A 20,733-nucleotide genomic window follows, 5' to 3' on the forward strand; every position below is an offset into this window, starting at 1 on the left:
GCCTCTGTACAAAAAAGTTATCTTTGCCCATGCAAGAAAAAATCATCATTCTTGACTTCGGGTCGCAATACACACAGCTTATTGCCCGGAGAGTCAGAGAGCTAAACGTATACTGCGAGATACACCCATTCAATCATCTTCCGGAATTTGACACTGCAGTTAAGGGCCTTATTCTTTCAGGGAGTCCATATTCTGTACGGCAGGCTGATGCACCACAGATCAATTATCAGGATTTGCAAGCTAAATTTCCTGTCCTTGGCGTTTGTTATGGTGCACAATACATAGCCTATACTTCCGGAGGTGAGGTAAAGGCCTCATCAACACGTGAATATGGAAGAGCTTGTCTCGATTATATCGACCATACACATCCACTGTTTAAAAATATTTCTAAAGGTTCTCAAACCTGGATGTCTCATGCCGATACCATTGCCTCGATTCCTGATAATTTTGAAATTATCGCGAGTACTGATTCAGTTAAGGTAGCTGCTTATCATATCAAAAATACCAATGTTTACGGGATTCAATTCCACCCTGAAGTAACTCACAGCACTGATGGGAAGCAGCTTCTTGAAAATTTCCTGGTGGATATTTGCGGTTGTAGCCAGGACTGGACTCCGGATGCATTCATAGAAACCACTATTGCTTCATTGAAAGAAAAAATAGGGGATGATAAAGTGATCTTAGGCTTATCCGGTGGGGTAGATTCATCTGTTGCTGCAGTTTTGCTTCATCAGGCGATTGGAAAAAACCTTCATTGCATATTTGTTGATAATGGTTTGTTACGTAAGGATGAATTTGATCAGGTACTCGATTCATATCAGCATATGGGTCTGAATGTACGTGGTGTGAGAGCCGGGGATCGATTCCTTAGCCAGCTTGCCGGCATCAAAGACCCCGAAGCTAAAAGAAAGACCATCGGTAGGGTTTTCATTGAGGTATTTGATGATGCTGCGCATGAAGTGCAGGATGTAAAATGGCTCGGACAGGGTACGATTTATCCGGATGTGATTGAATCGGTTTCTGTAAAGGGCCCTTCTGCTACCATTAAATCCCATCATAATGTAGGCGGTTTACCCGACTTTATGAAACTTAAGGTAGTTGAGCCATTAAATACCTTATTTAAAGATGAAGTGAGAAGAGTTGGTAAAACTTTAGGAATGGACGCAGCTCTTTTGGGCAGGCATCCTTTCCCTGGACCGGGTCTTGCAATTCGTATTCTGGATGATATTACGCCTGAGAAAGTGGAAATTCTTCAGGAAGCTGATGCAATTTATATCAGTAATTTAAAATCTTCGGGCTGGTATGATAAGGTATGGCAGGCTGGCGCAATATTTTTACCAGTACAATCAGTCGGTGTGATGGGCGATGAGCGTACCTACGAACATGTAATCTGTTTGAGGGCAGTAAGCTCTGTGGATGGTATGACTGCCGATTGGAGTCATTTGCCTTACGATCTTCTGGCTAAAATTTCGAATGAAATAATTAACAATGTAAAAGGAATTAACAGAGTTGTGTATGATATTAGTTCCAAACCACCTGCAACGATTGAGTGGGAATAATTATCTGATCGTAATATGCATACTGATTTTTCTTTCAGCATGCTCAAAAAAAGTTATTCCTACCAAACCGGCTGAAAAACCCGTACCGGTCGAAATAGTTACGCCTAAGGTTGAAGAACCAGTCAAAAAGAATATTGATCATTCAATTGTACTTCTTCTGCCATTTCAGCTGAATACCTTGAATCTTAAAACATCCCGTAAAAGTGACCTGAGTAGGGCTGATCTGGCAATAGATTTTTACCAGGGTTTTAAGCTCGGACTGGATTCGCTTAGTTCCGGGGGACATAATTACAATCTGCAGGTATTTGATACCCGGAATCAGGAGACACAAATAGTTAACCTTGCCATGTCTGGGTCAGTTAAAAACCAGGATCTGATTGTTGGTCCCATATTTCCGGATGGTATCAAGACATTTTCGGAATTTTCGGATTTAGGTAAAACCCTACAGATTTCACCCCTTGCAGCATCAATGCCTTCAGAATTTAATGATCCTAATCTCGTAAGCATCAATAATTCGATCGATCAGCATGGAAGGAAAATTGCTGAATTTATCATCAGCCAGTATAAACCTGAACTGGTTCAAGTCCTTTTGATCAATACCCAAAGAACTGAGGACGCGCGGTTTTCGAATTATATCAAGAGATCACTTTTCGAATTATCAGGATCTAAATTTCGTGTAATAGAACGCCCTAATGCGATTGGAATTGAAGGGTACCTGAGCACCACTAAAAACAATCTGGTTATAGTTGCTTCATCCGACAGGGCATTTTTACTGCCTGCCATTGACAAGCTATATAAATTAAAGAATCAGAAGTATAGGATTGAGCTTTTTGGACATCCGAACTGGATTAAGGCCAGGTATCTTAGTCCCGAGAAGATGCAAGCTCTGAATGCCCGTATAAGTGCGTCCTATTTTGTGAATTATAAGGCTCAGAATGTAAAAAACTTTGTTGCCAGATATCGTGATGAATTTGGGCTGGAACCATCAGAATATTCCTTTAAAGGCTTTGATACTGCTTACTATTTTGGATCATTGATCGAAAAGTATGACAAGCAGTATGCAGATTACCTGGTTAAGGAGATTTACACCGGACTTCATAATGAGTTTCGTTTCGTGAAGGATCCTAAATATGGATACAGGAATACAGGTTTAATGCTTTTAAGATATCAGAATTTTGAATTACAGCCTGTAAAATGAGAGCAGAGCAGCAATTGAGGACTTTTATGCGGGTTTATGAGACGTTTCCGGCTGATAAACCTCTTGCCAAATTTCTTCCTGAATTCTTTAAAAGGAATAAACAGATGGGCTCCAATGATCGTCGTTCAGCCTCGAGGTTGTTGTATAATTATTTCAGACTTGGGAGGGCGGTAGCCGACAAGTCGGTTGAACAACGCTTATTTCTTGCTGAGTTTCTTTGCACATCAGTAGATGACCCCTTTCTTCATCATTTTCGTCCTGATTTGAATGAGAAAATTTATTGGACAGTCGATGAAAAAATAAGCAATACTTCATTAAATGAAGGATTGACAATGGATGAAGTATTTCCATTTACAGAACATTTGTCGGATGGAATTGATAAAGGAGCCTTTCTGCGTTCATTTTTTGTTCAACCCGATCTGTTTATCAGAATACATCCTCAGGCAGTTTCCTGGGTGCTAAAAACACTTGAGGAGAGCAGTATTGACTTCAGTATGATTGCTGAGCACACGGTAGCTCTGCCAAATGGAACGAATCTGAATACCTTGTTTCCTGATAATAGCTTTCCGGTGAAGCCTTATGAAGTACAGGATTTATCTTCACAAAAAACAGCAGGTTATTTCAAACCTAATCGGTATGAGCATTGGTGGGATGCCTGTGCAGCTTCAGGAGGCAAGTCATTATTATTGTTTTCAGAGCAACCCGATATTAAACTTTTGGTTTCAGATATTCGTGAGAGTGTCCTGGAAAATCTGGATGAGCGTTTTATTGCTGCAGGGCTCAGAACCTATCAAAAGAAACTGATCGATCTGACAAAGAACGCAGACCCTGAGATTCATCATTATGAATTTGATGGAATCATTCTGGATGCACCATGCACTGGCTCAGGAACCTGGGGCAGAACTCCAGAAATGATCAGTCAGTTTGAAGAGTATAAGATCCGGGGATTTCAGAATCTTCAGATGACTATCGCCGCTAATGTGATCAAGTACCTGAAGCAGGGGAAGCCACTTATTTATATTACCTGTTCAGTTTTCAGGGAGGAGAATGAGGAAATAATTAGCTGGCTGCAAAAAGATCATGGGATGCAACTCGAGGGTTATGAGCTAATTAAAGGTTACGAGAACAAAGCAGATACTATGTTTGTTGCGCGACTAATCAAGTTCTAAGCCTCACCCTTTGTACGGGACTGCTTTTTGTACTGTTCCAGTATCCCTCTCCAATTGGAGAGGGATAGCAAAAACTCTGCGTGAAGTACAAACGAAAATAGGGTGAGGCCAAATCAGGAGTCCCCAAATTAAAGACCGGTATTGTTTCTGAAAAGCTTGATCGCAATAGCCAAAAGAATTATTCCGAAAGCTTTACGCATGATATTCAGTCCGGTTTTCCCAAGAAGTTTTTCGAGATAAATCGTGTTTTTCAGAACGATGTAAACAAAGCAAATATTCAGAATAATACCCACGATTATATTTTGTGTTGCATATTCTGATTTTAAGGATAGGAGCGTTGTCAGTGTTCCTGAGCCTGCTATCAATGGAAATGCCAATGGAACTATTGAAGCACTTTCAGGTACATCTTCCCTGAAAAAGTTGATCCCTAATATCATTTCCATCGCAATAATAAAAATGACTACAGAACCTGCAATGGCAAATGAAGAGACATCAAGCCCAATAATTTTCAGCATTTCATCCCCGATAAAAAGGAATAATATCATGATCAGAAGTGCCACAATTGAAGCTTTCTCAGACTGTATATGTCCGACCTTATTTCTCAGTGAGATTACAACGGGAATAGATCCTAGAATATCTATGATCGCAAATAAGATCATAGTTACTGAGAGAATCTGCTTGTAGTTGAAATTTTCCATCACTGTAATTTGCCGGTACTGATTATTTAAAATTAGATAAAAAGCAAAAAGGTTTCAGAGAAATCCGAAACCTTTTTGCTTTTTATTTGATTTGTTTATTCTTTGTCCTTCTCAACAATTTTTCCATCCCTTAACTCACGAACCTTACTGTGTTTTTTACCATATATAAAGTATATGATTACACCAAGCGCCATCCAAATAAATAAACGGATCCAGCTTTCTGTAGGTAAAGAATACATCAGATAAATACAAACAAGGATACCCATTACCGGCACAAATGGCACCAATGGAGTTCTGAACGGTCGAACTGCATCCGGTAATGATTTACGCAATACCATGATCCCGATACATACCAGCGTGAAAGCGAATAGTGTACCTATACTTACCATATGTCCCAGATCAGAAACCGGAACAAGACCTGCGAAAAGACTTACAAAAACAAGGAAGAATAAATTGGTTTTCCAGGGTGTACGGAACCTTGGATGAACCGCAGCAAAGAACTTTGGCAGCAAGCCGTCTTTAGCCATGGTATAAAATACCCTGGATTGTCCCATCAGCATCACTAATATCACGGAGGTATAACCCGCCAGAATCGCAATAATTAATGCGTCTTGTAAAAAGGTATATCCTGTCATTGCAAAAGCTGTTGCAGCTGGCTTTGCATCGCCTGCGAAGTCTTTGTAATTAACCAGCCCTGTCATTACATGGGCAAATAATACATACAGAATAGTACAAACAATCAATGAACCCAGAATTCCGATCGGCATTCCTTTCTGTGGATTTTTTGCCTCCTGTGCCGCTGTTGAAACTGCGTCGAATCCAATAAAGGCAAAAAATACTACGGCTGCCCCGGTTGAAATACCCGTCCATCCGAAATTTTCAAATTTACCTGTGTTCTCAGGAATATAAGGAACATAATTTTCAGGATTGATGTGACTCCAGCCTAAAGTAATGAACATTAATACTACTGCAACTTTAAGAATAACAAGCACGTTATTCATGGTTGCTGATTCCTGGGTTCCTCTGATCAAAACCAATGATAATACACATACAATGAAAATTGCCGGAAGATTGATCAGTCCGCCTTCGATAACAGTTCCATCACCGAGTTTCATAGTTTCCCATGGGGATACAATGAATTCATGTGGTAGATTGATATTGTATTTATGTAGTAATTCAAGCAGGTACCTCGACCAGCTTACTGCAACGGTAGCAGCACCTAAGGCATATTCCAGAACAAGGTCCCATCCAATGATCCAGGCCATAAATTCACCCATTGTTGCGTAAGAATAGGTATAGGCGCTACCTGCAACCGGTATCATAGATGCAAACTCCGCATAGCATAAACCCGCAAATGCACAGGCAAACGCGGCAAGGGCAAATGAAATGGTTACTGCCGGTCCTGCATTCTCTGCCGCGGCTATTCCAGTTAATGAAAATAGGCCGGCGCCAATAATTGCACCAATTCCAAGCGCAACCAGATTAACACTACTTAGTGAACGTTTTAATGTGCCTGCACCCGTTTCATTGGATTCGAACATTAACTGTTCAATGGATTTTTTGTGGAACATATGAATTGGTTTAGTTTATATGGTTTGTGGTTTTAAAGATTTCAAACGTAATTAATTTAATCGGAATTATGAAACCTGTATATGAATGGCTGAATGTATTCAGAATCATTCATATTTGTTGGGTTTAACAAATCTTATTAAACCAAAAAAGCAGAAGAAATTTAATAAAACCCCTTCTGCTTTTTTTATCCTTTTAATTATCTGCTGATCGTATCAGTTTTGTTGATTAAAGTATCAGTTACTGTGTTACCAGATTGGTCAACAGTATTGATGATCTTCATTTCTTTTCTGACCTCAACTTTAACCTGATGTGAAGTGCCTGCTGAAATGTGCGGAGCAATAATCAGGGAAACAATGGACATCAGTTTAATCAGAATGTTCATCGATGGACCGGAAGTGTCCTTGAAAGGATCTCCCACTGTATCACCGGTTACAGAGGCTTTATGTGGTTCCGATTTTTTGTAGTACATCTCACCATCGATCTCAACACCTTTTTCAAATGATTTCTTTGCATTATCCCATGCACCACCTGCATTGGACTGGAACATACCCATAAGTACACCAGAAACGGTAACACCTGCTAATAGTCCGCCTAAAACCTCAGGACCAAAAGAAAAACCAATGATGATTGGAACGATCAGAGCGATAGCTCCCGGTAACATCATTTCACGAATGGATGCTTTGGTTGAAATAGCAACACATTTTTCGTACTCAGGTTTAGCTTTGTATTCCATGATTCCGGGAATTTCGCGGAACTGTCTGCGCACTTCATTCACCATATCCATTGCAGCTCTGCCAACGGCTGAGATACAAAGTGCTGAGAATATAAAAGGAATCATTCCTCCAACAAATAAACCTGCAAGAACGTCTGCTTTATATATGTCAATATGATCGATACCTGCAACCCCAACGAATGCGGCAAATAAAGCCAGTGAAGTTAAAGCAGCTGAAGCGATAGCAAAACCTTTTCCGGTTGCAGCAGTAGTATTACCAACCGCATCAAGGTTGTCTGTACGATCTCTAACTTCAGGAGGTAATCCGCTCATTTCTGCTATACCACCTGCGTTATCTGCTATCGGACCGAAAGCGTCAATAGATAATTGCATTGCTGTAGTTGCCATCATTCCTGCGGCAGCAATTGCAACTCCATAAAAACCAGCGAAATAGAAAGATCCGTAGATACCAGCAGCAAGTACAAGTATTGGAGCAACTGTTGATTCCATTCCAACAGCTAAACCAGAAATTATATTAGTAGCATGACCTGTTGAAGATTGTTTAATTATGCTAAGCACCGGGCGTTTACCCATTGCTGTGTAATATTCAGTGATCAAACTCATTAGAGTTCCGACAACTAGTCCAACAATTATGGAATAAAATACATCAATACTGGTAAAGGAAATAGCTCCCTCTTTTAATACACCACCAACCATATCTCTGCTCATAAACATTTCTCCCTCAGGCAGCATCCATTTTACTGCAAAGAAAGAAACCACAGCAGTTAAGACAATTGAAGACCAGTTACCCATATTCAAAGCATTCTGAACGCTGTCTGTTTCTTTACTGATTCTAACGAATGTAGTGGCAACTATTGATAATATTAAACCCAGACCTGCAATAAGCATTGGTAATAATATAGGAGCAATTCCCCCGAATTTATCGATAGAAACAATTTCACGGCCAAGGATCATGGTAGCCAATATAGTTGCAACATATGATCCGAATAGATCGGCACCCATACCAGCCACATCACCAACGTTATCACCAACGTTATCAGCGATTGTAGCCGGATTCCTTACATCATCTTCAGGAATACCAGCTTCAACTTTACCCACAAGATCAGCACCAACGTCGGCTGCTTTAGTATAAATACCCCCACCAACACGAGCAAATAATGCAATTGACTCTGCACCAAGTGAAAAACCAGCTAAAACTTCGAGAGCTTTTTCCATCTCTTTTCCATTCACACTGCCACCCATATTTACAACATACATGTTGTAAAAAACAATAAATAAGCTTCCAAGACCTAAAACAGCCAGACCAGCAACTCCGATTCCCATAACACTACCACCAGTGAAAGAAACCTGCAGTGCTTTAGCTAAGCTTGTACGTGCAGCCTGGGTGGTACGAACATTTGCCTTAGTGGCGATTTTCATTCCTATATAACCTGCCAGGGCAGAAGTAAACGCACCGATAACAAAAGAAACTGAAATTACCCAGCTTGAAGTTTCGACCAGGGTCCCGGAATAGGCTAACAATATTGCTGCTATAACTGAAAAATATCCCAGAACCTTCCACTCAGCTTTCAGAAAGGCCATGGCACCATCTGCAATATAACCTGAAAGTCTTTGCATGTTTTCATCTCCGGCATCCTGTTTAGTAACCCAGGCCGATTTAATGGCCATTACTATAATACCGAAAACACCCATTGCAGGTATTAAATAAATTAAATTGTTTTGTAAAAACTCCATAGAAACCTCTATTTATTATTGATATTTTTTCTTTTACGAACGGCAAAAATAGCAGGCTTATTCTATTAATCAAATACAGAAATTCATAATGTTGTGATATTCAGTATGATTTATTAACACTTATTTGAATATCGATTGATTATGAGGCAGTTACGTCCATTATTTATTTATAATTATTATGGTTTTTTTTTATGTTTTTTAAGAATAATTTGATTTGAGTTAAATTAATTGGTTATGAGGTATTTTTTTAATGTAAGTTTAATCTGAAATCAAATTTATAAATAGTATGAATGAAACATTAGAGCAAAATGAAATGAAGCGTGAGCTTGGTCTGCTGGATGCAACCTTACTGGTTGCAGGAAGTATGATCGGATCAGGTATTTTTATTGTAACTGCTGATATAACACGAAATGTGGGTTCTGCAGGATGGCTTATTGCCGTATGGCTGATCACAGGTTTGATGACATTGATTGCAGCTGTAAGCTACGGGGAGTTAAGTTCCATGTTTCCTAAGGCGGGGGGACAATATGTTTATCTAAAAGAAGCTTATAATCCGCTGGTTGGCTTTTTGTATGGCTGGAGTTTTTTTGCAGTGATTCAAACCGGTACTATCGCTGCCGTAGGGGTTGCATTTTCTAAATTCACAGCCTATCTCTGGCCTGCAGTTAGTGAGGATATCGTATTATTTAGTCTTGGTTCAATAACAGTGTCACCCGCGCAGGTTCTGGCCATTGTAATTATTATTTTGCTGACCTATATAAATACCAAGGGAGTAAAAGGAGGTAAAATTATTCAGACTTCCTTTACATTGACAAAGCTTGTGAGTTTATTTGGTTTGATCATTTTCGGTTTCATCATGCTCAAACCCGATATATGGGAGGCTAATTGGGTGAATGCCTGGAGTATGCAAAAATTGAATGTTGACGGAACTTTTGAATCGTATACACTGGTGGCGGCCTTAGGTGCTGTGGCGGCAGCAATGGTAGGTTCTATTTTCAGCAGTGATGCCTGGAATAATATCACCTTTATTGCCGGTGAGGTAAAAAATCCCAAACGGAATATCGGGTTCAGCTTATTTTTGGGTACCCTGATTGTTACCATTATTTACGTTCTTGCGAATTTGGTTTATATGGCGGTTTTGCCCTTACAGGAGATCGCAACAGCAGATAAAGACAGGGTTGCTGTTGCAGCCTCAAGTGTAATATTTGGTAATATAGGTACTGTAATTATTGCATTAATGATCATGGTATCCACTTTTGGATGTAATAACGGATTAATTCTTGCCGGAGCCAGAGTTTACCATACCATGGCCAATGATGGTCTGTTTTTTAAGAAAACAGCATCATTAAATAAGCATGCCGTACCTGAATTCGGTTTATGGCTGCAATGCCTGGTAGCATCAGCACTTTGTCTGAGTGGCAGGTATGGCGACCTTCTGGATATGATCTCTTTTGTGGTTGTCATATTTTATGTTCTGACTATTATTGGCATTTATATTTTGAGGGTAAAACGTCCGGATGCGGAGAGGCCATATAAAGCGTTTGGATATCCCTTCCTTCCTGCTGTTTACATTGTGATGGGGATCTGCTTTTGTACCCTGCTAATCATCTATAAGCCTAATTTCACATGGCCCGGTCTGATTGTTGTATTAACCGGTGTTCCTGTTTTTTACATGTGGAAAGCTTTTGATAAGAAAGGGGTATAATTTTAAAAGTATTGGCAATTTTGTATGCAAAAGCGGGTACCAAAATGCTTGAATGAAGAACATGGAATTGCAGCTATTTCGAAGATCAATACGGCAGAGTGATTATCCGATCGACGGTGGCTATCTGGCACATTAAAATTTATTGCAAAAAATATTAAATTATGGCAAGCTAAAATTAATGGGTAGTGTATAAGCTACCCTCACTTTTTGCTTGTTTTGAATTCCTGGTTTCCATTCAGGAGATTTTTCAAGCACTCTGATTGCTTCTTCATCACATCCATAACCAATTCCACGCAGGATTTTAATGTTTGAAAGCCTGCCGTTTTTTTCAATAATGAAGCTTATCAGAACCTTACCCTCAATTCCCTTTTCAACTGCAGTTTCAGGGTATTTTAAGTTTCTGCTCAGAAATTTGATAAATGCTGAGTGACCACCGGGAAATTCAGGATAGTTTTCAATGCCATCCAGGGTATGGAGTTCCATATTCTTGGCTGGAGCTGAGCTTCCTGTTGTATTTGATGTTTCTTCCTGAATTTCAATAGGGTTTAAATTCAGGCTCTCTTCTCCATTACTATTCGTTGTACTGATCACAGCCTCATTCAACTGCTCTTTTGTAGGAATATCAGATTCAGCCTGATTTTCAGGAACTACATTCATTTTTGCATATTGAATACTTTTATGCTTTACAGGTTTGGATGGGGTTTTTGTAATTTGCTTTGTTTCAGGTTTTAACTCCTTAATTCTGGAAAGAAGGTTTACTTCTATGATCTTTATCTGTTCATTATTCCCTGCGACCGGATTAGTTTTGGATAACACATGAATGAGCCAGGGAGTAATTACCAGAATAGATAAGAGTCCAACAGCACATAAGAAAGCTTTAACCGTAGTCCTGGCATTGTTTTTTCTCAATTCATATGCGCCATAGGCCTGATTGCGATTTTTGAATACAAGATCCAGCCACTGGTCCCGGTATAGATTTTGAGTGAAACTTATAATCAGCTTTGAGTTTATATCTCATTTGATGATAAAATATTGAATAATCCATAATCAGGACGTTAATTATTGGAGCTGGATACTTAGGGATTTATGCGAATGGTTAAACTACCTCGGCGACTACAAACGTACTGCCGCCAACAAAGATCAGATCATTCTTTCCTGCACATTTTTTTGCTGCGTCCAGGGCATCACATACAGAAGTATAATATTCCCCATGCAAATTATATGCTTTGGCCTCTTCACTCAGCTCAATTGCCGGCTTTGCTCTGGGTAAATCAGGTTGACAAAAGTAATATGTGGCATTTTCAGGAAGCATTTTCAAAATTCCGGAGCTGTCCTTATCACGCAGCATTCCAATAACCATATGAAGCCTGTCAAAAGAGCTCTGTTCAATATTTTTCAGCACTTCCCTGATCCCGTCTTCATTGTGTCCGGTATCACAGATTATTAAAGGAGCTTCCTGTAATATCTGCCAGCGTCCCATTAGTCCTGTCAAGGCCTTTACCTGCCTCAGAGCCTCAAAAATGTTCTGATCGGAGATTTGATAGTCAAACTCCCTCAGCTGCTTTACAGCGCTTAAAACACCTCCAAGGTTTTTTAACTGGTAGGTTCCTGTCAGGTCTAATTCGATTGACTCAAAGCTGAAACAGGCTGGAATTGTATTGTTTTTTTGACTGATATCTACTTTTAAAAATTCAGGTAAATTTTGTTGAGAACTACTCTTTTTTATTAACCATTCTTCGCTTCCAAATATGATTTTCGATTGCTGCTCTGCTGCCTTTTTGATAAAAACATCTGCTACTTCATCCTGTTTCTGACTAATGATTACAGGTACTCCCTTTTTTATGATCCCGGCTTTCTCTCCGGCGATAAGAGGCAGGGTATTGCCCAGGATATTCATGTGGTCGAAAGCGATATTACTGATCAGGGAAAGCTCAGGATGGATCACATTGGTTGAGTCCAGCCTTCCGCCTAATCCTACCTCAATAATTGCAATATCTACCTCATTGACAGCAAAATGGTGGAATGCCATCGCAACAGTTACTTCAAAAAAGGATGGCTCAAGATTTTCTATAAATTCATAATTTTCATTCACAAATTCCAAAACTTCCTGTTCTGAGATCATTTTACCATTGATGCGGATCCGTTCCCGGAAGTCTTTAAGATGCGGAGAGGTGTATAAACCGGTTTTATAACCGGCTGTTTGAAGGATTGCGGCTAACATATGTGATGAAGAGCCCTTTCCATTGGTTCCGCCAATATGTACCGATTTAAATTTATTCTGAGGTTCAGAAAGATGGGTACAAAATTTTTCGGTATTGATCAGATCTGCCTTTATTGCATCAGCACCCAGGCGCGAAAACATAGGAAGACGGGAATATAAATAGGAAATCACATCTGAGTAAGAATCAAAGTCGCCTTGAGGCCTAAAATTACCAGTAGTGTTTTCAGGCATATTCATTGATTAGCCTATATTGATGGACTTATTTTACCTTGAAATTGAACATTACTACTCCAATTTGCACCTCTGGTGCTGATTCAAGCTTATTCAATGAAGATCCAATGACTGCGAGGCGACATTTTTCCCATATTTCTTTATCAGATAAGGTTGTACCCTTTACTCCGGGAATTGCGTTTACAACAACCCCATTTTTATCAACAAAAATCCGTACGGCTACCCGGCCATATTTCTGTCCGCTATCTTTAGGTGGTGTAAGATTGGTGAATCTACGGCTCTTCAGATCCAGGCTGTAGGGGCCATTACCTGAACCTCCTTCACCATAATCGGGCGATAAAGGATCACCATTAGTACTTCCCTGGTTTCCTGCAACTGTTCCTGTTCCATCGCCTTTACCCAACCCGTCATTTTTCTTCCCTTTGTATAGGGCATTTTGATTAACTACAGGTTTATTTTCTTTCGCAGGGGTAGTAACAGCGGGTGCTTTAGCACTACTCTTTTCCTTTGTTATCACCTCGGGGGCATCTTCGTTATCCTGGGTAGCAATTGTTTTGTCTGAAACTTCCGAATTGGATTCGTTCGATGTAGTATTCTCCATGATTACCTTATCAGGTGAAGTACTGTTGGCATCAGGAGAGGTAGAGGGCTCTTCAACGCTCATATAATCATCCCCCATGCCGAACTCAGAAGTACCATAATTTACAATTATTCCTCCTGTACCAGTATCCGGCTCAACACGGCTGGCAACAATAAAATAGCTAATCACCAAAAAAGCAAGCATTATACCGGTAGAAATGGCATATGCTTTCGGGTAATTATTTTCTTCCTGTCGGCGGTATTCGATCATTTTTTTGTTTCTGTAGCTAAAACAAGTTTTACCTTCAGCTTATTTGCAATATCCGTCAATTCGATTACATTTTCAATTGCTATCGTGCGATCAGCGTACAGTATGATGGTTAAGTCAGGAGCTGCCTTTTGATATGTCTCTATACTTTGAAACAAATTTGCGGCATCCACCTGTTTTTTCTCAACATAATATTCCAGGTCTTTTGTTATCGAAACATTGATCGTTTTCTGTGGAATGGATTGTCCTGAATTGGATCTTGGTAAAAATAACTTAACCACATTGGGGTTTGCAACGGCTGACGCCAGTAGAAAGAACAGCAGCAGGAAAAACATAATGTCATTCAATGCTGATGTGTGAACCTCAACGTTCCCTCTTTGTCGTTTTCTTAGATTCATTTGCCAGGCTCCTCTAACAAGTCAATAAATTCAATGGCATCAGTCTCCATTTTCAGAATAATCCGGTCTACCATAATATTCAATATATGATATAACACGTAGGCAATAATACCGATAATCAGTCCGGTGGCTGATGTGATCATTTTCACATAAAGACCACCTGATATGGTGCCAATCTCAATGATTCCCTTTACAGAGACCTCATGGAAGATGGTAATTACACCAATAATTGTACCAACGAAACCAAGCATTGGTGCAATTCCGGCAATGATTCCAAGTATGCTTATGTTTTTTTCCAGCTTCGATACTTCCAGTTTACCGACATTTTCGATGGCACCTTCAATATCCTTAATTGGCCTTCCGATACGTAGCAAACCTTTCTCAAGTATTCTTCCCAGAGGGGTGTTGCTGTTTCTGCAAATGGCCAGTGCAGAATCAAGCTTGGCAGATTTAACGCTCTGCTTGACCTGTAGCATAAGATTCATCTCGTCTTTGGAGGCCTTGCGGATGGTTAAATAACGTTCCACAAAAATAACCAGACCCATGAAGGCCAGAAGCGCGAGTGGCAACATTACCCAGCCGCCTTTGAAAAGTAGCTCAATGAATCTTAATTCTTCACTGGTTGGCATTGTTTGAATGGTAGAAGCTGCTGTATCAGCTAGGGCGTTTAATGTGTCAATTTGCAGTAGTAACATTCTTATGGATTTTTTAACGGTTTAACCCTGGCTATCCAGGCATCTTTATTTATCTCTTTTTGAATACGATTAAGTTCAAGGGTAGCCGCCTCTTCTTCGGTAAATGTCCCAAGGCTGATCTTGAGCATCTTTCCGGGTAAATTTTCAACTATTTTTGCTTTAATACCCTTTGAATTCATCTGTTTGATATACGTTTCGGCATCAATTTTTCTTGAAAATGCAGCAACTATTATTTCGTAGCTAATATCCTGCTTAGCTGCCGGAATTTTTTCCTCAAGTGATGGATCCACTGGTTTCGAATCAGAATTACCTTTGGTTTCTTCCTGTATTGCAGCCTTTTTGATCCCGCTACTATCAAGCGGTTCAATGCTATCTAATACAACTGAAGCAGCAGCAGTTGTATCGATGATTGGTTCAATTACCGCCGCAGGTTTAACTTTAGGATATAGTTTATCCTTTACAAAATGATTGAAACTCTTGTCAAAATAGAATAAGGCAAACAGGGCAGCAATAATTGCCAGGAAACCGATAAGGAGAATAGGCACAAGCCGGGCTTTAGGTGCCTGATCGTATATTTCTTCTTCAGCTTCGTTATTTTCAATCCGGAATTTACTTTCTGTAAGTTCTGCTTTAAAAGCTTTTTCTGGCAGGGAAACAACAGTAACATTAAGCTCAGGAATTGGTTTTAAACTATAAAATTTATCAGCAATTCCAAAACTATCCGAAGGCTTAAAAGTCAGTTGCTCGTTTATTTTATAAAGGCTTCCAAGGTGATTAATTTCAACTGCATTTGATCCGTTCAGTACATCCAAAATAGTTTCGGTGAATTTTTTGATCAGTTCTTCAGATGAAGAAATACTAAGACTTCTCTTCATGCTGATATATTCACTCAGTCCTGAAAAGCTGAAAACATCTTTTTTGAAAGATAAATGATAGGAGGGTGGGTAAAATAAATTACTATGCTTATCAAATGTACCGGCAACTCTTTCTTTAAAAAAAGTACCTAAACCAGCGACGCTTACTTCATCCTGCTCACCTAACAATTCTGCGATGTAAAGTCCGATCTCCATTGAGGGGTAAAGTTAATTTTTAATTTTCATTAGCCAAAAAATGCATCAGAACGCATAGTTTATTCCGCCCAGAACATTCATGCCCAGCTTTGGATAATACATAAATCTTTGATAGGACTGGCCGGTAAGATTATTGGCCCGTATATAAACTCCAAATTTTTCATTCACCTTATATTCTGCACCTGCACTCAGGTCAATAAATCCATTTATGCTTTTGGAGGTAAATGTTCCAGGGGCAGTGCCATTTACCCTGCCATAGATTTCTTCCTGAATTAACACTTCCGCATCTATGATAACTTTCCGGTTTATTTGGAACCGGGCATTTGACATCAGCCGGAGTTTTGGTTTAAACCAGGCTTCCTGCTCTGTAGCAAGAGTATAATCAAATAGTTGAGCCTTAGCGGTCATATTCAGGAATTCTGATGCTTTTATATTGATTTCGCCTTCAAGGCCAAGAATTTTACTTTGTCCGTTATCGTAAATGGTTTCGAATCTGTTTATAAGTACCGGACTATTTACAAATAATTGAAGGTCCTCCATTGTTTTGTACCAGGCCATTATTTTATATCCGAATTCAGCACTGGCATTTCCTTTTACACCACCATACACATTCATTTTCTCCAGGGAATTTTTTATGGCGATATTTTTATTCAGATAAGGATTCTCAAAGGCAAGCTCTCTCAGACTTGTCTTTAAAACATCTCCGTTAACACCAGCAAAAAGGGTAGCATATCCCTCTATTATTGGGAGTTCAGCAGAGACTGCAGGGAAAATATTAAGTCTCGATTGGGTGCCAAATTCCTGTACAATATTTACTCCAAGATCCAGATTAAAACCACTTGCTTTAAGTTTTATATAGGGATTGGCTCGCAGGATATTGTTTCCGACCTTGTATGCAAGATCTTTTGTAGAGGTCATATCTATTGAAGCGTTTACACCTATGTTGGATTGTTTCACAGCCTTATTCAGGGAGCCCCGCAGCAAAACTGAACTTTCGCGGGCATCATCAATATTACTGAATTGATAAGCATTGATATTAGCAGAATAATTGAATAATGAAGACTCAGAATACTTGTTTGCTATCTCAGCTTCTGCACCGATTGTGCTGAAGCGTTGTTTGCTCATATCGGCAGGGATCGAAGAAGCCGGGTCAAAGCCATAAAAGTTAGTCGCATTTCTGTCGTAAATCAATCTTCCACTTAGTGAATAGTCATCGGCTATTGATCTTCCAAACAAGCCGAATTCCTGTTTCGAAAATTGCTGCATACTTAGATTGCCTTTCTGTGAAAGGTGTTTAAAAAATGCTCCGCCTTGCAAGGCTTCATCCCTGCCGGTATTGATATAGACCTCACCCAAAGCCGTATTGAAATTTCCCGCACTAACTTTTGCATAGTTATTAACCAGAACAACTGCAGGCTCATCTGCCATTTTCTGTGCCTGTAACTCTTTAATATTGGTATTTAAATCCAGTTTTTTATCGATGATATTATAGGTAAGTACGGGTTTAAATGCCGCCACTCTATTCATATCGGGATTCCTTCTGATTTTAACAGCATCAGCCAGAACAGGTTTATAAGGCCTTACAACCTCAATTTCTTCGATAAGTGTTCCACCGGCAGGCGCTTGCTGAGCCGGGGAAGTCTGATCTTTTTTGTCCTGCGCACTGGTCAGTACCGATAAACTAAATAGGCTTAAGAACAGAGTATATTTAAATGTATTTGTATTCATTATTTAGTGCGTTTATTCAGTAAATCCAACTTTTCTGTAGCCAGAGTCAGAATATCATCTTCCTTATTCTCATAATTTTCAATGATACTTTGTAGGGTGCTCTTTGCCTGAAAAATATCTTTCATTGCTACATAGTTATCAGCGATAAGGATATAGGTTTTTGCAACCCAGTAATCATGAGATGGCATTTTATTCGTTAGATCAAATGCAGTAGCCAGTGATTTTTTGTAGTCACGTTTTTTATACTGGAGTTCTGCCATAATATATTTTGCCTCGGCACCGGTAACAGTTTGGGTGCTATCTACTATGGCTTCAATTTCCTTTACAGCCTGAATCGTATCTCCGATCGCCAGATTCGCTTTTCCGGCATACAAGCCTGCTCTGAAAATATCTTCCTCAGATGATTTCTCAGATTCTCTTATGAATTTGACGTATTTAAGAGTTTCATCAGGCAAATTCATGCTGGCATAGGCCTCCATCAGATTGTTAACAGCGAAATTGTAATTTGATTTATATTCTGAGGTTAATTCCAGTTTTTTAAGATGGACAATGGCTTCGTTGTACTTTTTCTGAGCAATGTAAATTCTGGCAATACTCATCAGTGCCCTTTCGGTATAATCACTTGTCCAATCGTTCAGGATATATTCATAATCAGCAATGGCCTCATCCGGGCGTTTCAGTCGAACCAAACTTTCAGCTCTGATGAATTTAGCGTGTTTATCGTGTACGGCTTTTGGAAACTTATCGAAGTAGGCATTGACTGATTCAAAAGTACCCTGATAATCTGCGTTTAAAAAGCGGTTATTTGCAGCCTGAAACGTAATATTATCCTGTTCATAGGAACTCAGGTTTCCAATACTGGTGCTGTTTGCGTAATCCAGAAATCCTGCTGCATCTGATCTTTGTAGATATATATTCTTGATGGACTCGAGCGCCAGTTTGGCTTCATCAGTGGTTGAGTACTCACTAATCACACGCTTGAAGGTAACCAGGGCAGATTCCTCCTGATCCTGATTTAGCTCAACCAGACCAATGGTAAATAGGGCTCTGGGCACATAACTGCTTCGGGGATATTTTTCTATTAATACGCTAAGATCAGTTTTAGCAATTTCGTAATCGCCTTTGATAAAATAGGTGTATGCGATTTCAAATCCGGCATCATCCGAATAATTGGATTTCGGAAATTGCTGCAGTAATAATTGATGAGTAGTAATTTTTAAGTCATTCTGGCCTTGTAAGCCCTGAATCATACCCCGTTGGAACATTGCATAATCCTCACTTGATGTTTTGTAGGAGATGATCCTGTCATAATAACCTAAAGCATCATCATAATCTTTTAGTACAAAATAGGAGTCTGCAAGTCGGAGCACCGCATCATTGATTGTATTGATATCTTTTTCATTTCCCTGCAGGAAGCGTTTGAAGTAGGTTGCTGCTTTTCTATAGCTTTCATGTTCAAATGCAGCATATGCCAGAGCATAATGAGCAAAATTGTAAACATCAGTTCTTTTTGCAGCCGGAAGATTCATAAACTTCTCAAAATTGTCAACAGATTCTCCAAACTTTCTAACCTCGTACATTGCTTCTGCAAGCCAGTAAGTTGAAAGTGCATGAATCTCATTATCTATCACATTGGTATTTGAACGCATAAACATGGAAATCCCATTTTGAAAGGCCCTTTCATTATAATATTCAAGTCCCCGGAAATAGGTAACCTTCTGATAAACAGCATTGGCTTCCTTGTTTCTGTTCTGAATGCTCTCAAGAATATCGATTGCATCTTTGTAATTTTTAGTGGTTAGCAAGATCTCGCCAAGAAGAATTTTAGCTTCATCAAGCTTATCTGAATAGGAGTATGTTTTAATAAATTGCTGGGTAGCATCAAGAGCAACCTGGTGAAAATCAAGCTCATAGGATAATTTAGCATAATTGAATAAGCCTTCTTCCTGTAATTTTTTATCAAAGCTTAATCTGGAGGCTTTAAAAAAGGCACTTCTGGCGCCCTGCTTATTTCCTGTCTTTAGAAATGACTCTCCCAAAGCAATCATACCACTCTGGAAATACTGATCTGTTGTTTCAAGTTTTTCCAGTTCAATAATTGCATTCTTATAATCTTTTAGTTTATACCAGGTATAACCAATCTGATAATTATCCTGATTATTCTGGGTTTTGCCCTGATCGTTCTTCTGAAAGCTTCTGTAGTAGACACCTGCATTGGTGTAATCAGACTTTGCAAAAAATGAAGCCCCTACTATCCGAAACATTTCTGTTTCATAAAGTTGTTTCGTAGATTTTAATATGGGTATGGCATAATTAAGAACATCGTCATAACGCTGATCCAGAAAATACATTGCCGAAATATAGTAGGGATAGCTGCTTTCATAAGGTTTTGAACCCTTTAATCTTTCAAACTCAGTTAAAGCAGTTTTGTAATCTTTTTGCAGGTAGCTGATGTAAGCATAATAATAAATAGAAAGCTCGTTATAGGTGCTTTTCTCGTTTCTCAGTTCAGCAAATATTGGTTTTGCTTTATCGTTGTCTTTGATCTCGAAATAGGAGTAAGCCAGTTTATACCTGTATTCAGAAGATTCTTTTCCCGAAATATTGTTACCCTCCAGTTTTGTTAACCATTCGATTACTTTAGGATAGTTCTTCCTGGTAAAATAAGATCTCCCAAGATGATAATAAGCAAGCTTTGTATAATTACTTGCAGGGTATTTATCGATAAAATCAATAAACAACGATTCAGCATCACTGTTGTCTAATTCAAGTGCGCACAAGGCAATATAGAACTGAGTATTTTCTTTCAGCAGACTTAAGTCTGGATTGGATTCTGGCCGGGCAGAGCTTGTTTGTTCAAATTGGCCGACACGACTGAACTGTTGTGATGCTGCGGCGTATTTCCCCTGATCCAATAATTCTATCCCACCTTTATAAAACTGATTTATTTCAATCCAGGCGGTATTTTGAGCAAGGAGAGGAGCAGCAAATAATGTAAGCAGGAGAGTGAAGATTGCGTATTGTCTGAGCATAAGTAACCAAAATAATTATCGCTAATTTAATGGAAAGGCCTTTAGGCTATTCACATTAGTAATTAACATGTGTTGAAAACAGAGTTATAACGAAAAATAATAACTGATGTTATTGAAGATCAAAAAATCAGAAAGATCAGATC

The 20,733-nt window shown here is 39.2% G+C and carries 15 protein-coding genes; 4 read left to right on the forward strand and 11 right to left on the reverse strand.

Annotated elements, in window-relative coordinates:
* Window positions 1-29 precede the first annotated feature (29 nt).
* Genes guaA through Q8M41_RS08080 form a run of 3 tightly spaced genes read left to right on the forward strand, consistent with a single transcriptional unit; the run spans window position 30 to window position 3,926 of the window.
* A complete protein-coding gene (gene guaA / locus Q8M41_RS08070; RefSeq protein WP_305364783.1) occupies window positions 30-1,559 on the forward strand; it encodes a glutamine-hydrolyzing GMP synthase in 1,530 nt (509 codons plus the stop codon).
* Entirely contained in the window at window positions 1,516-2,757 is a 1,242-nt protein-coding gene (locus Q8M41_RS08075; protein WP_305364742.1) for an ABC transporter substrate-binding protein, read from the forward strand. The genes guaA and Q8M41_RS08075 overlap by 44 nt, the downstream gene beginning before the upstream one ends.
* On the forward strand, window positions 2,754-3,926 hold the full coding sequence (locus tag Q8M41_RS08080) for an RsmB/NOP family class I SAM-dependent RNA methyltransferase (protein ID WP_305364743.1): 1,173 nt from the start codon (window positions 2,754-2,756) through the stop codon (window positions 3,924-3,926). The genes Q8M41_RS08075 and Q8M41_RS08080 overlap by 4 nt, the downstream gene beginning before the upstream one ends.
* A 128-nt stretch (window positions 3,927-4,054) precedes the next feature.
* On the opposite strand, the gene Q8M41_RS08085 is transcribed toward Q8M41_RS08080, so the two are convergent.
* From Q8M41_RS08085 to Q8M41_RS08095, 3 genes are all read right to left on the reverse strand, one after another.
* A complete protein-coding gene (locus Q8M41_RS08085; protein ID WP_305364744.1) occupies window positions 4,055-4,624 on the reverse strand; it encodes a MarC family protein in 570 nt (189 codons plus the stop codon).
* Window positions 4,625-4,719: 95 nt separating this feature from the next.
* Window positions 4,720-6,195 (reverse strand): amino acid permease, encoded by a 1,476-nt coding sequence (locus Q8M41_RS08090; RefSeq protein WP_305364745.1) that lies wholly within the window; start codon window positions 6,193-6,195, stop codon window positions 4,720-4,722.
* Between the two features lie 197 nt (window positions 6,196-6,392).
* Complete coding sequence (locus Q8M41_RS08095) at window positions 6,393-8,663, reverse strand: sodium-translocating pyrophosphatase (RefSeq protein WP_305364746.1); 2,271 nt, start codon at window positions 8,661-8,663, stop codon at window positions 6,393-6,395.
* 286 nt (window positions 8,664-8,949) lie between these two features.
* Between Q8M41_RS08095 and Q8M41_RS08100 the strand changes: the two genes are divergently transcribed.
* A complete protein-coding gene (locus Q8M41_RS08100; protein ID WP_305364747.1) occupies window positions 8,950-10,368 on the forward strand; it encodes an APC family permease in 1,419 nt (472 codons plus the stop codon).
* Window positions 10,369-10,527: 159 nt separating this feature from the next.
* Here the strand turns inward: Q8M41_RS08100 and Q8M41_RS08105 are convergent, their stop codons facing one another.
* From Q8M41_RS08105 to Q8M41_RS08140, 8 genes are all read right to left on the reverse strand, one after another.
* Window positions 10,528-11,277, reverse strand: a complete 750-nt coding sequence (locus tag Q8M41_RS08105) for an energy transducer TonB (RefSeq protein ID WP_305364748.1) — start codon at window positions 11,275-11,277, stop codon at window positions 10,528-10,530.
* A gap of 187 nt (window positions 11,278-11,464) precedes the next feature.
* Window positions 11,465-12,820, reverse strand: a complete 1,356-nt coding sequence (locus tag Q8M41_RS08110) for a folylpolyglutamate synthase/dihydrofolate synthase family protein (protein ID WP_305364749.1) — start codon at window positions 12,818-12,820, stop codon at window positions 11,465-11,467.
* A 28-nt stretch (window positions 12,821-12,848) separates the two neighbouring features.
* The gene (locus Q8M41_RS08115; RefSeq protein WP_305364750.1) at window positions 12,849-13,670 is read right to left on the reverse strand and encodes an energy transducer TonB; all 822 of its coding nucleotides are present in this window, start codon (window positions 13,668-13,670) and stop codon (window positions 12,849-12,851) included.
* On the reverse strand, window positions 13,667-14,065 hold the full coding sequence (locus Q8M41_RS08120; RefSeq protein ID WP_305364751.1) for a biopolymer transporter ExbD: 399 nt from the start codon (window positions 14,063-14,065) through the stop codon (window positions 13,667-13,669). The genes Q8M41_RS08115 and Q8M41_RS08120 overlap by 4 nt, the downstream gene beginning before the upstream one ends.
* A complete protein-coding gene (locus Q8M41_RS08125; protein ID WP_305364752.1) occupies window positions 14,062-14,760 on the reverse strand; it encodes a MotA/TolQ/ExbB proton channel family protein in 699 nt (232 codons plus the stop codon). Before Q8M41_RS08125 ends, Q8M41_RS08120 begins: the two co-directional genes overlap by 4 nt.
* Before the next feature lie 2 nt (window positions 14,761-14,762).
* Window positions 14,763-15,830 (reverse strand): SPOR domain-containing protein, encoded by a 1,068-nt coding sequence (locus Q8M41_RS08130; RefSeq protein ID WP_305364753.1) that lies wholly within the window; start codon window positions 15,828-15,830, stop codon window positions 14,763-14,765.
* A 45-nt stretch (window positions 15,831-15,875) separates the two neighbouring features.
* Window positions 15,876-17,558 (reverse strand): TonB-dependent receptor, encoded by a 1,683-nt coding sequence (locus Q8M41_RS08135; RefSeq protein WP_305364754.1) that lies wholly within the window; start codon window positions 17,556-17,558, stop codon window positions 15,876-15,878.
* Window positions 17,558-20,590 carry a tetratricopeptide repeat protein gene (locus Q8M41_RS08140; RefSeq protein WP_305364755.1) on the reverse strand — a complete coding sequence of 1,011 codons (3,033 nt, stop codon included), beginning with the start codon at window positions 20,588-20,590 and terminating at the stop codon, window positions 17,558-17,560. Before Q8M41_RS08140 ends, Q8M41_RS08135 begins: the two co-directional genes overlap by 1 nt.
* Window positions 20,591-20,733 lie beyond the last annotated feature (143 nt).

It is taken from the genome of Daejeonella sp. (assembly GCF_030684675.1).
Lineage (GTDB): Bacteria > Bacteroidota > Bacteroidia > Sphingobacteriales > Sphingobacteriaceae > Daejeonella.

Coding starts and splice junctions, on each gene's coding strand:
- Q8M41_RS08135 (WP_305364754.1), bottom strand. CDS start 17,558: ATGAATACAAATACATTTAAATATACTCTGTTCTTAAGCCTATTTAGT.
- Q8M41_RS08110 (WP_305364749.1), bottom strand. CDS start 12,820: ATGCCTGAAAACACTACTGGTAATTTTAGGCCTCAAGGCGACTTTGAT.
- Q8M41_RS08080 (WP_305364743.1), top strand. CDS start 2,754: ATGAGAGCAGAGCAGCAATTGAGGACTTTTATGCGGGTTTATGAGACG.
- Q8M41_RS08115 (WP_305364750.1), bottom strand. CDS start 13,670: ATGATCGAATACCGCCGACAGGAAGAAAATAATTACCCGAAAGCATAT.
- Q8M41_RS08120 (WP_305364751.1), bottom strand. CDS start 14,065: ATGAATCTAAGAAAACGACAAAGAGGGAACGTTGAGGTTCACACATCA.
- Q8M41_RS08075 (WP_305364742.1), top strand. CDS start 1,516: ATGATATTAGTTCCAAACCACCTGCAACGATTGAGTGGGAATAATTAT.
- Q8M41_RS08130 (WP_305364753.1), bottom strand. CDS start 15,830: ATGGAGATCGGACTTTACATCGCAGAATTGTTAGGTGAGCAGGATGAA.
- guaA (WP_305364783.1), top strand. CDS start 30: ATGCAAGAAAAAATCATCATTCTTGACTTCGGGTCGCAATACACACAG.
- Q8M41_RS08085 (WP_305364744.1), bottom strand. CDS start 4,624: ATGGAAAATTTCAACTACAAGCAGATTCTCTCAGTAACTATGATCTTA.
- Q8M41_RS08100 (WP_305364747.1), top strand. CDS start 8,950: ATGAATGAAACATTAGAGCAAAATGAAATGAAGCGTGAGCTTGGTCTG.
- Q8M41_RS08090 (WP_305364745.1), bottom strand. CDS start 6,195: ATGTTCCACAAAAAATCCATTGAACAGTTAATGTTCGAATCCAATGAA.
- Q8M41_RS08125 (WP_305364752.1), bottom strand. CDS start 14,760: ATGTTACTACTGCAAATTGACACATTAAACGCCCTAGCTGATACAGCA.
- Q8M41_RS08095 (WP_305364746.1), bottom strand. CDS start 8,663: ATGGAGTTTTTACAAAACAATTTAATTTATTTAATACCTGCAATGGGT.
- Q8M41_RS08140 (WP_305364755.1), bottom strand. CDS start 20,590: ATGCTCAGACAATACGCAATCTTCACTCTCCTGCTTACATTATTTGCT.